Annotated in this window: 17 protein-coding genes; 4 read left to right on the top strand and 13 right to left on the bottom strand. The window is 68.7% G+C overall.

Features of this window, described 5'->3' with window-relative positions; translation table 11 throughout:
- Positions 1 to 52: 52 nt before the first annotated feature.
- Positions 53 to 1,282 carry an MFS transporter gene (locus OG953_RS32490; RefSeq protein ID WP_405688793.1) on the bottom strand — a complete coding sequence of 410 codons (1,230 nt, stop codon included), beginning with the start codon at positions 1,280 to 1,282 and terminating at the stop codon, positions 53 to 55.
- A 111-nt stretch (positions 1,283 to 1,393) separates the two neighbouring features.
- On the opposite strand from OG953_RS32490, the gene OG953_RS32485 reads away from it, so the two are divergent.
- The gene (locus OG953_RS32485; RefSeq protein WP_405688792.1) at positions 1,394 to 2,281 is read left to right on the top strand and encodes a winged helix-turn-helix transcriptional regulator; all 888 of its coding nucleotides are present in this window, start codon (positions 1,394 to 1,396) and stop codon (positions 2,279 to 2,281) included.
- Between the two features lie 100 nt (positions 2,282 to 2,381).
- On the opposite strand, the gene OG953_RS32480 is transcribed toward OG953_RS32485, so the two are convergent.
- Together OG953_RS32480 and OG953_RS32475 are read right to left on the bottom strand one after the other, a co-directional pair.
- The gene (locus tag OG953_RS32480; protein ID WP_114243907.1) at positions 2,382 to 2,918 is read right to left on the bottom strand and encodes a TetR/AcrR family transcriptional regulator; all 537 of its coding nucleotides are present in this window, start codon (positions 2,916 to 2,918) and stop codon (positions 2,382 to 2,384) included.
- Positions 2,918 to 3,238 carry a multidrug efflux SMR transporter gene (locus OG953_RS32475; protein ID WP_093899538.1) on the bottom strand — a complete coding sequence of 107 codons (321 nt, stop codon included), beginning with the start codon at positions 3,236 to 3,238 and terminating at the stop codon, positions 2,918 to 2,920. The genes OG953_RS32480 and OG953_RS32475 overlap by 1 nt, the downstream gene beginning before the upstream one ends.
- A 110-nt stretch (positions 3,239 to 3,348) precedes the next feature.
- On the opposite strand from OG953_RS32475, the gene OG953_RS32470 reads away from it, so the two are divergent.
- Positions 3,349 to 4,452 carry a hypothetical protein gene (locus OG953_RS32470; RefSeq protein WP_405688791.1) on the top strand — a complete coding sequence of 368 codons (1,104 nt, stop codon included), beginning with the start codon at positions 3,349 to 3,351 and terminating at the stop codon, positions 4,450 to 4,452.
- Positions 4,453 to 4,458: 6 nt separating this feature from the next.
- On the opposite strand, the gene OG953_RS32465 is transcribed toward OG953_RS32470, so the two are convergent.
- From OG953_RS32465 to OG953_RS32420, 10 genes are all read right to left on the bottom strand, one after another.
- Complete coding sequence (locus OG953_RS32465) at positions 4,459 to 4,824, bottom strand: VOC family protein (protein ID WP_405688789.1); 366 nt, start codon at positions 4,822 to 4,824, stop codon at positions 4,459 to 4,461.
- A gap of 64 nt (positions 4,825 to 4,888) precedes the next feature.
- On the bottom strand, positions 4,889 to 6,283 hold the full coding sequence (locus OG953_RS32460) for a hypothetical protein (protein ID WP_405688788.1): 1,395 nt from the start codon (positions 6,281 to 6,283) through the stop codon (positions 4,889 to 4,891).
- Positions 6,284 to 6,424: 141 nt separating this feature from the next.
- Positions 6,425 to 6,778 carry a metal-sulfur cluster assembly factor gene (locus OG953_RS32455; protein ID WP_405688787.1) on the bottom strand — a complete coding sequence of 118 codons (354 nt, stop codon included), beginning with the start codon at positions 6,776 to 6,778 and terminating at the stop codon, positions 6,425 to 6,427.
- On the bottom strand, positions 6,775 to 7,230 hold the full coding sequence (gene sufU / locus OG953_RS32450; RefSeq protein WP_114243911.1) for a Fe-S cluster assembly sulfur transfer protein SufU: 456 nt from the start codon (positions 7,228 to 7,230) through the stop codon (positions 6,775 to 6,777). The genes OG953_RS32455 and sufU overlap by 4 nt, the downstream gene beginning before the upstream one ends.
- A 26-nt stretch (positions 7,231 to 7,256) precedes the next feature.
- The gene (locus tag OG953_RS32445) at positions 7,257 to 8,513 is read right to left on the bottom strand and encodes a cysteine desulfurase (protein WP_382218797.1); all 1,257 of its coding nucleotides are present in this window, start codon (positions 8,511 to 8,513) and stop codon (positions 7,257 to 7,259) included.
- A complete protein-coding gene (sufC, locus tag OG953_RS32440) occupies positions 8,510 to 9,274 on the bottom strand; it encodes a Fe-S cluster assembly ATPase SufC (RefSeq protein WP_405688786.1) in 765 nt (254 codons plus the stop codon). The genes OG953_RS32445 and sufC overlap by 4 nt, the downstream gene beginning before the upstream one ends.
- Before the next feature lie 7 nt (positions 9,275 to 9,281).
- Positions 9,282 to 9,599 (bottom strand): bifunctional 3-phenylpropionate/cinnamic acid dioxygenase ferredoxin subunit, encoded by a 318-nt coding sequence (locus OG953_RS32435; RefSeq protein ID WP_093899509.1) that lies wholly within the window; start codon positions 9,597 to 9,599, stop codon positions 9,282 to 9,284.
- On the bottom strand, positions 9,599 to 10,780 hold the full coding sequence (sufD, locus tag OG953_RS32430; RefSeq protein ID WP_405688785.1) for a Fe-S cluster assembly protein SufD: 1,182 nt from the start codon (positions 10,778 to 10,780) through the stop codon (positions 9,599 to 9,601). Before sufD ends, OG953_RS32435 begins: the two co-directional genes overlap by 1 nt.
- A 59-nt stretch (positions 10,781 to 10,839) precedes the next feature.
- Entirely contained in the window at positions 10,840 to 12,261 is a 1,422-nt protein-coding gene (sufB, locus tag OG953_RS32425) for a Fe-S cluster assembly protein SufB (protein WP_093899511.1), read from the bottom strand.
- Positions 12,258 to 12,998 carry a helix-turn-helix transcriptional regulator gene (locus tag OG953_RS32420; RefSeq protein WP_405688784.1) on the bottom strand — a complete coding sequence of 247 codons (741 nt, stop codon included), beginning with the start codon at positions 12,996 to 12,998 and terminating at the stop codon, positions 12,258 to 12,260. Before OG953_RS32420 ends, sufB begins: the two co-directional genes overlap by 4 nt.
- 136 nt (positions 12,999 to 13,134) lie before the next feature.
- Between OG953_RS32420 and OG953_RS32415 the strand changes: the two genes are divergently transcribed.
- Both OG953_RS32415 and OG953_RS32410 read left to right on the top strand, forming a co-directional pair.
- Complete coding sequence (locus OG953_RS32415; protein ID WP_405688783.1) at positions 13,135 to 14,061, top strand: ABC transporter ATP-binding protein; 927 nt, start codon at positions 13,135 to 13,137, stop codon at positions 14,059 to 14,061.
- Positions 14,058 to 14,825 carry an ABC transporter permease gene (locus OG953_RS32410; protein WP_405688782.1) on the top strand — a complete coding sequence of 256 codons (768 nt, stop codon included), beginning with the start codon at positions 14,058 to 14,060 and terminating at the stop codon, positions 14,823 to 14,825. The genes OG953_RS32415 and OG953_RS32410 overlap by 4 nt, the downstream gene beginning before the upstream one ends.
- Positions 14,826 to 14,900: the final 75 nt, after the last annotated feature.

Here is a 14,900-nt window from a genome sequence, read left to right as displayed (position 1 = left end):
CCGGTCTCGCCGGATGGTCGCGCGCGGTCCCCGGGAGCCCACGACCGCCCGGTCAGCCGGGCTGCGCCTGCCGTTCGGGTGCCGGTGCGGGTACTACCTCGCGCACCGGCCCGCGCAGCCGCCGCACCGCCAGCACCGCCGCCCCCGCACCGCCCGCCAGCACCGCGCAGGCCGGCCAGAGCAGTCCCGGCGCGGCGGCGTAGAGGGCGCCGCCGATCGGCGGCGCCAGCACCTGGCCGCTGATGGAGGCGCCCGCGTACAGGCTCTGGAAGCGGCCCTGCGCATGGGCGGGAGCCTGGTCGGCGACGTACGCCGTCGCGGTGGTCTTGTAGAGGATCTCGCCCGCGGTCAGCGACGCCATCATGGTGACGGCGAACAGCGCCCCGGACCCCGGGATCAGCACCGCGTATCCCAGCCCCACGAGCAGCAGCCCGGTGCCCACGATGCTCAGCGGCGCGCGCCGGCGCAGCGCGTGCGCCGCGGGGAGTTCCAGCAGCAGGATGAGGCCGCCGTTGACGGAGAGCAGCCAGCCGTAGAACTGGGCGCTGTGGCCGTGCTCGGACAGGAAGACCGGCAGCGTCGAGTACTGCTGCCGGTAGACGAGGTCGACGCAGAGGATCGCGGCGAGCAGGACCAGTACGGCGGGCCTGGCCCGCAACTCCCGCCAGAGCCCGGGTGCACCGGGCTCACGCACCGGCCGGTTGTGCGCGGTGCCGTGCGCCGGAAGCACCATCGACGCGTATCCGGCGAAGAGCAGCGTCCCGAGGCCGTCGGCGACGAACAGCCAGTCGTACGAGAAGTGGGCGGCGATCAGCGCGCCGAGCGGCGGGCCGACGGCGAACGCCGCGTTGCTCCCGGCCCGCACGAGGGCGAAGCTCTGGCGCCGACCGCCCTCGGGGACGGAGACGGCGACGAGTGCGGCGTTGGCTGCGCGTACGACACCTGCCGCGTACTGCGCGAGCGGCAGCACGCCGTACATCGCCGCGACCGGCAGGACCGGCAGGGTGGCGAGCGCCGTCCCGCTCACCAGCGAACCGGTCAGGAGCATCCGGCGGTGGCCGTAGTGGTCGCCGAACCAGCCGCCGGTGAAGTTCCCCGCGACCAGGCCGATGCCGCCGACGCCCGCGATCACTCCGGCCTGCGGGACGGTCAGTCCGCGCGGGCCGGTCAGATAGATGAAGAGATAGACGAAGGTAAAGCTGACGACTCCATTGAGAAAGGAACCGAAGGCCAGCAGCCGTACCGTGCGCGGTACGGCCCGCACGATCCCGAAGGACCTCATACGCGACACCCTCCCAAGTGAGTCTCCCTTGGGAACGGACTATGGCATCATGCTTTCCTACAGGTCAATCAGGTAAGAGACGACCGCGGGAGACCGGCGGAGGAGGAGCCCATGCCCCAGCGCACCAGCCTGGCCGACGCCGACTGCGCGATCGCCCAGGCGCTCGATGTCGTCGGCGACTGGTGGACCCTGCTGATCGTGCGGGACACGGCGCGCGGGGTGCACCGCTTCGACGCACTCCAGGAAGAGCTGGGCGTGTCCCGCAAGGTACTGACCGAGCGGCTGCGGCTGCTGGTCGACGCGGGAGTGCTGTCCCGGGAGCCGTACCAGGATCGGCCGCCCCGGTACGAGTACCGGCTCACCCGGCGTGGACGCGCACTGCTGCCCGTACTGATCGCGCTCCAGGACTGGGGCGACACCTGGGTGATGGGAGACGGGGAGATGATGGCAACGGCCACGGAGGCGTCGAAGGAGGCGGCCCGGGTGCACGCCCTGGTGGGCATGCGCCTGCCCGAGCTGCAACTGCTGGACTACGACGGCGTGTTGCACGACCCGGTCGCCGACACCCCGTACACCGTCCTGTACTGCTTCCCCAGCGCCTACGCCCGCCGGGACGCCTATCCGCCGGGCTGGTCCGAGATCCCTGGGGCGAGCGGCTGCACCCTCGAATCCTGTACGTATCGCGACCAGTTGGCCGAGTTCACGGCGGCGGGCGCGACCGTGCACGGGGTGTCCACCCAACGCCCGGACGAGCAGCGGGCGTTCGCGGACGCGGAGCGGCTGCGTTTCCCGCTGCTGTCCGACGCGGAGCTGGAGCTGACGGCGGCGCTGCGACTGCCGACGTTCCGTGCGGCGGGGACCAGCCGGCTGAAGCGGCTGACGCTGGTGGTGGACGGGGACCGGACGATCCGCGAGGCGTTGTACCCGATCACGGACATCGAGGCGAGCGTGCAGGCGGCGCTGACAGCGATCCGAAGGGCAAGCCCGTCCGGCGAGTGAGGGGCACTTGAGGCCGGAGCGGCCCGGAAGCCGGGCCGGTACGGCGCTTGAGAACAGAGCAGCCCGGAAACCGAAGCCGTCGGGCTTGAGTGCGGAGCCATCAGCCGGCGACGCGGCCCAGCATCTCCCGCGCGTACGCCTCGTCGTACTCCCCGCCGGTGAGCAGCACCTGCAGACAGATCCCGTCCATGAGCGCGATCAGCGCCCTCGCCGTGGCCGGATCGGTCCGCCGGGACAGCAACTCGGCCGTGCCGTCGGTCCATTCGGCGGCGACGGGCCGCAATGCGGGTCTGCGGAGCGCGGCGAGGTACAGCTCGTACTCCAGCTCGGCCCGCCCGCGCCCACCGGAGAAGTACTCCCCCAGCAGCCCGGCCAGTTCCCCGGCAAGGTCGGCGGCCGGGTCTGTCAGGGCCCCGCACTCCCGCATGACCTCGGCGAAGTTCTCGTTCGACCGGCGCAGGGCCGCGATCAACAGCTCGTCCAGCGAGGCGAAGTGATACGTCGTCGAGCCGAGCGGCACATCGGCCTCGGCCGCGACGGAGCGGTGGCTGAGCCCCGCGATGCCCTTGGCGCCGACCACCCGGATCGCGGCATCGATGATGCGGCCGCGCCGCTCGGGGTCGTAACGGCGTGTCATCAGTGGGCCCCTCCCAGATTCAGCACCACCACTCCGGCGATGACCAGCGCTATGCCCGCCAGCTTGACCGGATTGCCGGACTCCCCCATGAAGAGGATGCCGATGGCGGCGACCGCGGCGGTCCCGATCCCGGCCCAGATGGCATAGGCGGTGCCCATCGACAGCGTCTTCAACGTCTGGGCGAGCAGCGTGAAGGCTATGAGATAGCCCGCGACGGTGATGAGCGAGGGCCAGAGCCGGGTGAAGCCCTCGCTGTATTTCATGGCCGTCGTGCCGGCCACCTCCGCCGCGATCGCCGCGGCAAGCAGTCCATATCCCATGTGTACGAGTGTACGCATCGCTGTTGGCACCACAGTACGGCAGCTTTGCGCCATCCGGGACGCTACGGTGTCCCGACCAGCACGCAGGACGACAACACAACGGAGCAGCAGTGGCGCAGGACGCAGGGTGGGGCGGCGGTCCGCCGTACGGCGGAGCACCGTACGGAGGGCCACCGGGGTGGGGCGGCTGGATGCCGCCGCCGAAGCCCGGAGTGATACCGCTGGCACCCCTGAAGCTCGGGGACATACTCGGCGGCGCCTTCAGCGCGATGGGGCGCTACTGGAAGCAGCTGTTCGGCATCGGTGTGGCCGTGTACGGCGGGGCGCTGGTCGTCGTGGGGGCGGCGGCCCTGATCGCGTACTCCGCGGTCAGTGACCATCTGCACCGGATCATCTCGCTCAGCGCCGAGGAGGACCCGTCGTCGACGGACCTCACACCGGTACTGATCGCCCTCGGCACCGTCTGGCTGATCGCCATGGCCGCACTCATGATCAGCGCAGCCATGATGTACGCGACCGTTCCCGCGGTCCTGCAGGAGGCCGTACTGGGCAGGCCGACCACCTTCTCCGTCATCTGGCGCCGGGCCTGGGCCCGCGTGCCGGCGTTGATCGGAACGGTGATCCTGACGGCCCTGATCGCGATGATCCCGGTGGTGCTGGCGATGATCGGCTTCCTCGCCCTCATGATCGGCGCCATCACACTGGCGGACGGGGCCGGCGCCGCGGTGTGGACCTCGCTCGGCTTCCTGGGCGCCCTGGCCACCGCGCCCGTGGCGGCCTGGCTCTGGGTGAAATTCAGCCTGGCCCCCTCGGCCGTGGTCTTCGAGGGGCAGCGCCCCGTGGCGGCACTGCGCCGCTCGTCGCAGCTGGTGCGCGGCGACTGGTGGCGGATCTTCGGGATCAGCCTGCTGGCCTTCGCCATGGCGGCGGTGGCGAACTACATCATCCAGATCCCGTTCTCGTTCCTCGGCATGTTCTCCGGGATCATCGGGGGCTCGACCCTGGACGACGACCCGAACCCCGCGTCGATCGTCTTCGCGATGAGCGGCTATGTGGTGATCCTCCTGTTGGGACAGCTGATCGGTCAGCTCGTCTCGGCAACGTTCCCGCAGCTGGTGACCGGACTCCTCTACGTCGACCGGCGCATGCGTACGGAGAACCTGGGCCCGGTCCTCGCCGAGGCGGCAGCCGTACCGCCGCAGTACGGCCCCTAGGGTCTTTCAGTCGATGAGCGAGTTCTTCGGGGTGAGCACACAGAACTCGTTCCCCTCGGGATCCGCCAGCACCACCCAGCTCGCATCCGCGCGCTGCCCGATCTCGACCCGCCGTGCCCCGAGCCCGATGATGCGCTCGACCTCGACTGCCTGGTCGTCGGGGGCGAGGTCGATGTGCAGCCGGCTCTTGGCCGTCTTCTTCTCCGGCACGGGGACGAAGGTGATACCGGGAACCGCGGACTTGTCTGCGCCGATGACGATTTCGTCGTCGGCCTCGAAGAGCACCTTCCAGTCGAGCACTTGACACCAGAAACGGGCGAGCGACGGAAGATCGTGGGTGTCGACGACGATGCTGTAGAAGGAAACGGCCATGCCCGCCAGTCTGCCTGGCGGGCATGGCCGTTCACCACATCGAATCGCGAAGCCGCCCGTCGCGTCAGCCGCCGACGGTGAACCAGACGGCCCGGGACTTCTTCCACTCGGCGTGGTCGAGGTCCTTCGCCTCCGTGCCGTCCCCGTACAGATCGGCCGATCCGGCGTCCGTGATCAGCTGCGCCCGGGCGCCCGGAACAGTCAGGTCCGGAACATCGACGACGGCCTCCCAGCCGCCCGGGTCGGCGGTCGGCAGATCGGCCCGCTTGACCGGCGCGTGTGCGGCGACGCCGTCCCATGTATAGAGGGCGTACGCGTCGGAGTTGTCGTCGGCCGCCCAGGAACCGGCCACGATCAGATACTGATCGGCGGCGTTCTTGCGGATGTCCCGGATACTGAGCCCGCCGAGGTCCAGCTCGATCGGCGTACCGATGACCGCCTTCGCCCCGCTGCCGGCCACCTTGTCGAAGTTGGTGACAGGCACGATCAGGGCCTTGCCCCCTTGCTTCGGCGGCACGAGAGGCGCCCGGAAGCCGAGGTACGCGGTGGCGGTCGAGCCGGGCGCGAACTCCAGGCCCTCGATGTTGAACCCGTCGATCTGCTTGGGCGCTTCACCGTCCGCCGTACCCGCGGCGAAGCCGTACCGGTTGCCGTTCGCCTTGTCCCAGGCGACGAGGTCGTCCCGGAGCTTCTTGTACGAGCCGCCGACCGTCAACTGGGTGGCGGCGCCCGACCCGGTCACCGTCGTGGTGAAGACGGTGTTGCGGTCGGACTTGTATTCGCCGTCCTTGTTGTTGCCGAGCGAACCGGTCCAGTAGATGGTGTTCCCGACCCGGGCCGCGCCCTCGATGTCGATCTCCTTGTCCGCCCCGAGCGCCGAGCCGACGTCCCAGCTTCTCACGGGCGCCCCGGATGCCGAACGGCTGTACAGCCGGAGCGTGTTGGACTCGTCGTCGGCCACGACCGCGTACCCGCCGCCGACATCGACGGCGGCCGAGGTGTCCGAGGACCCGGTGAGGTAGCGCGTGTCTGCGGAGTTCTGCACGCCGGCGGACGCTGCGTAGTGCAGCGTCTTGGTGGCGGTCTTGCCGCCGAGCCCGGTGACCTTGATCGTGAGATCCGTGTAGCCGCGTGCGTGCGCGGCGACCGTGAGCTGCCGGGTGGCGCCGGCCCCCGTCACGGTCACATCACCGGTTCCGGCGACGGACGACTTGGAGCTGGCGGACGCCGCCACACCGAGCGCGGTGACATCGGCGCCGCTCTGCGCGACGGTGACGGTGACCACGGGGTCACCGGCCGAGCCGACGGCACCGGAGAGGTAGGAGACCGAGAGCCCGATCGTCGGCGTTCCGTAACTCGCAGCGTGTGCGGGGGCGTTGATCCCCAAAGCGGCCAGTACGAGAACACCGCCCGCGGCGGCGGCCGCCCGGCGGTTCTGGAGCGAAAGCTGATGCAGCACAGCGTGCCTCTCGTCGGCGTGATGTCGAGGAGTAGGTTGCGGTTCCCGCGCCAACGGCGGAGACACATCATGCGTACAGCAGACGAACAACGCCGAACGGCCCCCGGCAGAAGCCGGGGGCCGTTCGGCGGTGCAGATGGCTCAGACGTTGAAGCCGAGCGCGCGCAGCTGCTCGCGCCCGTCGTCCGTGATCTTGTCCGGGCCCCACGGCGGCATCCAGACCCAGTTGATCCGCAGCTCGCTGACGATGCCGTCGGTCGCGGACTTCGCCTGGTCCTCGATGACATCGGTCAGCGGGCAGGCCGCGGACGTAAGCGTCATGTCGAGGGTGGCGATGTTGGCGTCATCGATATGGATGCCGTAGATCAGGCCCAGGTTGACGACGTCGATGCCCAGCTCGGGGTCGACGACGTCGTACAGGGCTTCGCGGACCTCCTCCTCGGAGGCCGGCTTGGTCGTCAGGCTCTCGTTGGATGTCACCGTGTTCTCGCTCATGCCGTCTTCCCTTCGGACAGCGCTTTCGCCGTCGCGTCCTTCCACGCCATCCAGCTCAATAGCGCGCACTTGACCCGGGCCGGGTACTTCGAGACACCGGCGAACGCGACCGCGTCCTCCAGTACCTCCTCCATCGCGTCGTCCGGCTCCAGCTGGCCCTTCGACTGCATCAGTTCCAGGAAGGTCTCCTGGATCTTCTGCGCCTCGCCCAGCTCCTTGCCGACCAACAGGTCGTTCAGCACGGATGCGCTGGCCTGGCTGATGGAGCAACCCTGACCCTCGTACGACACATCGGTGATGGTCTCGCCGTCGTACTTCACCCGGAGAGTGATCTCGTCGCCGCACGTCGGGTTGACGTGGTGCACCTCGGCGTCGCCGTCCCGCAGGCCGCGCCCGTGGGGGTGCTTGTAGTGGTCCAGGATCACTTCCTGGTACATGGAATCAAGCTTCACCAGTCAACCCTCAGCCGCTGTGACTATTAACCGAAAAAGTTCCGTACGTGTTCCAGACCGTCCACCAGGGCGTCGACCTCGGCGGGCGTGGAGTACAGATAGAACGACGCTCGCGTCGTCGCAGGAATTCCGAACCGCAGGCAGACAGGCCGTGCGCAGTGGTGTCCGACCCGGACCGCGATGCCCTGCTCGTCGAGTACCTGGCCCACGTCGTGGGGGTGGATGTCGCCGAGCGTGAAGGAGATCGTGGCGCCCCGGTCCTCGGCCGTCGCAGGACCGATGATCCTGAGGTCCGGGACCTCCAGGAGCCGCTTCACCGCGTACTCGGTGATCGCGTGCTCGTGCCGGTAGATCTTCTCCATGCCGATCGCCGAGAGGTAGTCCACGGCCGCGCCGAGGCCGACGGCCTGGGCGATCGGGGGCGTACCGGCCTCGAACTTGTGCGGCGCGGGGGCGTACGTCGACGAGTGCATCGACACGGTCTCGATCATCTCGCCGCCACCGAGGAACGGCGGCAGGTCCTCCAGGAGCTCCTGCCGTCCCCAGAGCACGCCGATGCCGGTCGGGCCGACCATCTTGTGGCCGGTGAAGGCCACGAAGTCCGCCTGCAGCGCCTGCACGTCGAGCACCATGTGCGGGGCGGCCTGCGAGGCATCGATGCAGACCAGCGCGCCGACCTGCTGGGCACGGCGGATGATCTTCTCGACCGGGTTGATCGTGCCCATGATGTTCGAGACCAGGGTGAAGGAGACGATCTTCGTCTTCTCCGTGATGATCTCGTCGATGTTGGACAGGTCGAGGCGGCCGTCGTCGGTGATGCCGAACCACTTCAGCTTCGCGCCGGTGCGCTGCGAGAGGAGCTGCCACGGCACGATGTTGGAGTGGTGCTCCATCTCCGTGGTGACGATCTCGGTGTCGTGGTCCACCCGGTAGGGCTCATCGGCCCAGCCGAGCATGTTGGCCACGAGGTTGAGCGACTCGGAGGCGTTCTTGGTGAAGATCACCTCGTTGCGGCTGGGCGCGTTGATGAACGCGGCGATCTTGTCACGGGCGCCCTCGTACAGCGCCGTGGCCTCCTCCGCGACCGTGTACACACCGCGGTGCACATTGGCGTTGTGCCGCTCGTAGTACTCGTTGAGGGCGTCAAGCACCTGGCGCGGCTTCTGCGAGGTCGCCGCACTGTCCAGGTAAACGATCTTCTTCCCGTCGTGGACCGTACGATCCAGCAGGGGGAAGTCCTTGCGGATCGCCTCGGTGTCGAGGAGGCCCGGCAGCTGTGTCACGCGGAAGCGCCACCCTTCACATATGCCTCGTAGCCCTCGTTCTCCAGCTTGTCGGCGAGCTCGGCGCCGCCGGACTCGGCAATGCGGCCGTTGGCGAAGACGTGCACGAAGTCGGGCTTGATGTAGCGGAGGATCCGCGTGTAGTGCGTGATCAGCAGGGTGCCGACCTCGCCGGTCTCGCGGACCCGGTTGACACCCTCGGAGACGATGCGCAGGGCGTCGACGTCCAGACCGGAGTCGGTCTCGTCGAGGATCGCGACCTTCGGCTTGAGGAGCTCCAGCTGAAGGATCTCGTGGCGCTTCTTCTCACCGCCGGAGAAGCCCTCGTTGACGTTGCGCTCGGCGAACGCCGGGTCCATCTGGAGCTGGGACATCGTCTCCTTGACCTCCTTCACCCAGGTACGCAGCTTGGGCGCCTCGCCGCGGACGGCGGTGGCGGAGGTACGCAGGAAGTTGGAGACCGAGACACCGGGGATCTCGACCGGGTACTGCATCGCGAGGAACAGACCGGCGCGGGCGCGCTCGTCGACGGTCATCTCCAGGACGTCCTCGCCGTCCAGGGTCACCGAACCACGGGTGATCGTGTACTTGGGGTGACCTGCGAGGGAGTACGCGAGGGTGGACTTGCCGGACCCGTTGGGGCCCATGATGGCGTGGGTCTCGCCCTGCTTCACGGTCAGGTCGACGCCCTTGAGGATCTCCTTCGTGGCGTTGTCGGCCTCGACGGTGACGTGCAGGTCGCGGATTTCAAGCGTTGCCATGGGTGACTCAGGACTCCTGGGTGACGGAGACGAGCACATCGTCCCCTTCGATCTTGACGGGGTATACGGGGACGGGGCGCGTCGCGGGAAGGCCGGACGGCTTGCCGGTGCGGAGGTCGAAGCTGGAGCCGTGCAGCCAGCACTCGATCATGCAGTCCTCGACCTCTCCCTCGGACAGTGAGACGTTCGCGTGCGAGCAGATGTCGTTGATCGCGAACACCTCGCCCTCGGTACGGACGACGGACACCGGGATGCCGTCGAGCTCCACCCGCTTCGGGGTGTCGTCCTCCAGCTCACTCAGCGCACAGGCTTTGACGAAGGCCATCAGACGGAAGCCTTCAGCTCGGTCTCGATCTTGTCGAGCAGCCGCGCCTCGACGTCCGGCAGACCGATCTGCTGGACGAGCTCGGCGAAGAAGCCGCGCACGACGAGCCGACGGGCCTCCTCGGCCGGGATGCCGCGGGACATCAGGTAGAAGAGCTGCTCGTCGTCGAAGCGGCCGGTCGCGGAGGCGTGACCGGCGCCGACGATCTCGCCGGTCTCGATCTCCAGGTTCGGCACCGAGTCGACCCGCGCGCCGTCCGTGAGGACGAGGTTGCGGTTCATCTCGTAGGTGTCGGTGCCCTCGGCCCTGGCCCGGATGAGTACGTCACCGATCCACACCGCGTGTGCGCCGTCGCCCTGGAGCGCGCCCTTGTAGGCGGCGTTGGACTTGCAGTGCGGGGTGTTGTGGTCGACCAGGAGGCGGTGCTCCTGGTGCTGGCCCTTGTCGGTGAAGTACAGACCGAAGAGCTCGGCCTCGCCGCCGGTGCCCGCGTAGCTGACGCGCGGGTGGAGACGGACGAGGTCACCACCGAAGGTGACGACGATCGACTTGAACGAGGCGTCCCGGCCGACCAGCGCATTGTGCTGGCCCACGTGGACAGCGGTCTCGTCCCAGTCCTGCACGGAGACGACGGTGAGCTTCGCGCCGTCACCGAGGACGTAGTCCACGTTGGCGGCGAGCACCGCGTCACCGGTGTGGTCGATGACGACGACGGCCTCGGCGAAGGCACCCAGCTCGACGACCTGGTGGCCGTAGGCCACGCCGCCCTCGCCGTGCACCGCGATGCGGATCGGCTCGGTGAGCACGGCCTCCTTGGCGACCGTGACGACGGACGCCTGCTCGAAGGACGTGTACGCCTGGGCGGCGACGCGGTCCACCGGGGTGCCGGCCTTCCCGAGCCGGGCGTCGTCACGGCCGACGGTCTCGACCGTGACGCCCTCGGGGGCCTCCACGGCGACCTTGACGGCGCCACCGGTCGCGACGGCCGTGCCGTCGTGCAGCCCGCGCAGCCGCTCCAGCGGCGTGAACCGCCACTCCTCCTCACGGCCGTGCGGGACCGGGAAGTCCGCTACGTCGAAGGACGGGGGCGCGCTCATGCGCGTGGCGACGGTCGACTCGGCGGCCACCGCGATGGACCCGGTGGTGGTGGACCCCGCCGGAATGTTCTGAGCCTCAGCCATGGCTGTCGTAGTGCTCGCTTTCTCTGTCAAAAGTCGGGGGATTCGGTCGTCAGGCTGTGCTAGCCGACCGAACCCTCCATCTGCAGCTCGATCAGCCGGTTGAGCTCGAGGGCGTACTCCATCGGCAGCTCCTTCGCGATCGGCTCGACGAAGCCGCGCACGATCATCGCCATCGCCTCGAACTCCGTCAGACCACGGCTCATCAGGTAGAAGAGCTGGTCCTCGGAGACCTTGGAGACGGTCGCCTCGTGCCCCATCGACACGTCGTCCTCGCGGACGTCGACGTACGGGTAGGTGTCGGAGCGCGAGATCGTGTCGACCAGCAGCGCGTCACACAGGACGTTGGACTTCGCGCCCGGCGCGCCCTCGCCGATCTCGATCAGGCCGCGGTAGGAGGTGCGGCCGCCGCCTCGCGCCACCGACTTGGAGACGATGTTGGAGGAGGTGTTCGGCGCCATGTGGACCATCTTGGCGCCGGCGTCCTGGTGCTGACCCTCGCCCGCGAAGGCGATGGACAGGGTTTCGCCCTTGGCGTGCTCGCCCATCAGGTAGACGGCCGGGTACTTCATGGTGACCTTGGAGCCGATGTTGCCGTCGACCCACTCCATGGTCGCGCCCTCGTAGGCCACGGCGCGCTTGGTGACCAGGTTGTAGACGTTGTTCGACCAGTTCTGGATCGTCGTGTAGCGGCAGCGGCCGCCCTTCTTCACGATGATTTCGACGACCGCGGAGTGCAGCGAGTCGGAGGAGTAGATCGGCGCGGTGCAGCCCTCGACGTAGTGGACGTAGGCGTCCTCGTCGACGATGATCAGCGTCCGCTCGAACTGGCCCATGTTCTCCGTGTTGATACGGAAGTAGGCCTGCAGCGGGATGTCGACGCGGACACCCTTGGGCACATAGATGAACGAGCCACCGGACCACACGGCCGAGTTCAGCGAGGCGAACTTGTTGTCGCCGACCGGGATGACGGTGCCGAAGTACTCCTTGAAGAGCTCCGGGTGCTCCTTCAGCGCGGTGTCGGTGTCGAGGAAGATGACGCCCTGCTCCTCCAGGTCCTCACGGATCTGGTGGTAGACGACCTCGGACTCGTACTGCGCGGCGACACCGGCGACCAGGCGCTGCTTCTCCGCCTCCGGGATGCCGAGCTTGTCGTAGGTGTTCTTGATGTCCTCGGGCAGGTCCTCCCAGGACTCCGCCTGCTTCTCCGTGGACCGCACGAAGTACTTGATGTTGTCGAAGTCGATACCCGAAAGGTCGGAGCCCCAGTTGGGCATGGGCTTCTTGTCGAACAGCCTGAGGCCCTTGAGGCGCAGCTTCAGCATCCACTCGGGCTCGTTCTTCTTCGCCGAGATGTCGCGGACGACATCCTCGGAGAGCCCGCGCTTGGCTGCAGCGCCTGCCGCGTCGGAGTCGGCCCAGCCGAATTCGTACGTGCCCAGACCCTCGAGCTCAGGGTGGGCAGTCTCCGTAGGGAGCGTCATGCGGGGTTCCTCCCGGCCGTGCTTGCAGATGCTGAATTGGTGGTCTGTGGTGCTGAGTGGCCGCTGCGCGGAATGTACGTCGTACACACACCGTCGCCGTGGGCGATGGTGGCCAGACGCTGCACATGCGTCCCGAGGAGGCTGGAGAAGAACTCCGTCTCCGCCTCGCACAGCTGCGGATACTGCTCGGCGACATGAGCGACCGGGCAGTGGTGCTGGCACAACTGCTCGCCCCGCTGCGGGCCGGGCGCGCTACGCGCCGTAGCAGCGTACCCGTCGGCTGACAAGGCCTTGGCCAGCGCCTCGGTGCGCGCCTCGGGTTCCGCGGCCTCGATCGCCGTGCGGTACGCCTCGGACTGGGCCGCGATCCTGGCCCGGGCGAAAGTGACGACCGCTTCGTCGCCCGAGGTCTCGGCGATCCAGCGCAGCGCGTCCGCGGCGAGCTTGTCGTAGGACTGGTCGAAGGCGTCCCGCCCGCAGTCGGTGAGGGCGAACGCCTTGGCCGGGCGGCCACGGGTCCGCGCCCCGTACACCCGCTGTTCGCGGGCTTCGACGACGCCGTCGGAGACGAGGGCGTCGAGATGGCGGCGGACCGCGGCCTGGGTGAGGCCGAGTCGCTTGGCCAGCTCGGCAACGGTGGACGGGCCGTGGTCCAGGATGGAGCGCGCGACCCGGTTGCGCGTGGAACGCTCTCCGGTCGCGAGTTCCTCCTGCGGAGCCTCGCCAACGTTTTTCACAACGCCATTGTTGCGTAATTCATCCGACCCTGACAACCACGGTCCGAAACGATCTACGGTGCGGTTCATCACTTAGGGTTACCTAATTCGGCCCCGGGAGAAGGCGTCCTTCCGCCCCTGCCTAGACTTACCGGCCATGAAGAGCGAGCCCGTCGTCCAGGTCAGGAACCTGGTGAAGCGGTACGGCCCCAAGACCGCTGTGGACGGCCTCGACCTGTGTGTACGCACCGGCGCGGTCACCGCCGTCCTCGGCCCCAACGGCGCCGGCAAGACCACCACCATAGAAACCTGCGAGGGCTACCGCCGCCCGGATGACGGGACGGTACGGGTCCTCGGCCTCGACCCGGTCGCCGACGCCGCGAAGCTCCGCCCCCGGATCGGCGTGATGCTCCAGTCGGGTGGCGTCTACTCCGGTGCACGCGCCGACGAGATGCTCCGCCACATGGCGAAACTCCACGCCGATCCACTGAATGTCGACGCCCTGATCGAGCGCCTCGGCCTGGGCAGCTGCGGCCGTACGACCTACCGCCGGCTCTCCGGCGGCCAGCAGCAGCGGCTCGCCCTGGCAATGGCCGTCGTCGGCCGCCCCGAACTGGTCTTCCTGGACGAGCCGACCGCCGGCCTCGACCCGCAGGCCCGCCGCTCCACCTGGGATCTCGTACGGGAACTGCGGGCCGACGGCGTGTCGGTCGTCCTCACCACGCACTTCATGGACGAGGCCGAGGAGCTCGCCGACGACGTCGCCGTCATCGACGCGGGCAAGGTCATCGCCCAGGGCAGCCCCGAGACGCTCTGTCGCGGCGGCGCCGAGAACACCCTGCGCTTCACCGGCCGCCCCGGTCTCGACCTCGGCTCCCTCCTGAAGGCACTGCCCGACGGCACGGAAGCGGCCGAGCTCACTTCCGGCACGTACCGCATCACCGGCGACGTCGGCCCGCAGCTGCTGGCCACCGTCACCTCCTGGTGCGCGCAGCACGGAGTGATGCCGTCCGGCATCTCCGTGGAGCGTCGCACCCTGGAGGACGTCTTCCTGGAAATGACCGGCAAGGAGCTGCGCGCATGAGCGCCGGTACGTACACCCCGCAGGCGGGCGCCGCCCCGCTGTCCCGCATGATCACCGCGCAGACCGCGCTGGAGATGCGGATGCTGCTGCGCAACGGCGAGCAGCTGCTGCTGACCGTGATCATCCCGACGCTGCTGCTGGTGCTGTTCAGCGCGGTCGACATCGTGGACACGGGGGCGGGCAGGTCCGTCGACTTCCTGACGCCGGGCATTCTCGCGCTCGCCGTGATGTCCACGGCCTTCACGGGCCAGGCCATCGCCACCGGTTTCGAGCGGCGGTACGGGGTGCTCAAGCGGCTCGGTGCCTCGCCGCTGCCCCGCTGGGCGCTGATGACCGCCAAGACGCTTGCGGTACTGGTCACCGAGGTGCTGCAGGTGGTGCTGCTCACGGTGATCGCGTTCGCGCTCGGCTGGTCGCCGCACGGCAACCCCTTCGCCGTCCTGATGCTGCTCGTGCTCGGCACCGCGGCCTTCTCCGGGCTCGGACTCCTGATGGCCGGGACGCTGAAGGCGGAGGCGACGCTCGCCGCGGCCAATCTGGTCTTTCTGCTGCTGCTGGTCGGCGGCGGGGTGATCGTGCCGCTGGACAAGTTCCCGGACGCGGTGCAGTCGGTGCTGGGGCTGCTGCCGATCGCGGCGCTGTCGGACGGACTGCGGGATGTGCTCCAGCACGGCGCGTCGATGCCGTGGAGCGACCTCGGCATCCTCGTGGTGTGGGCGGTGCTCGGGCTGGGCGCGGCGGCGAAGTTCTTCCGCTGGGAGTGAGCCGGCAAACGCGCTCCGTCGACGTTTCGGGGTAACTCGTCCCCCTCGTGAAAGCTTGCACAAGCCGCCGCCTAC

Origin of the sequence: Streptomyces sp. NBC_00057 (assembly GCF_045041165.1) — a bacterium.
In the GTDB taxonomy this organism is placed as follows: Bacteria; Actinomycetota; Actinomycetes; order Streptomycetales; family Streptomycetaceae; genus Streptomyces.
Note: the sequence above shows the minus strand (reverse complement) of the source record. Positions and strands in the feature narration are given on the sequence as shown.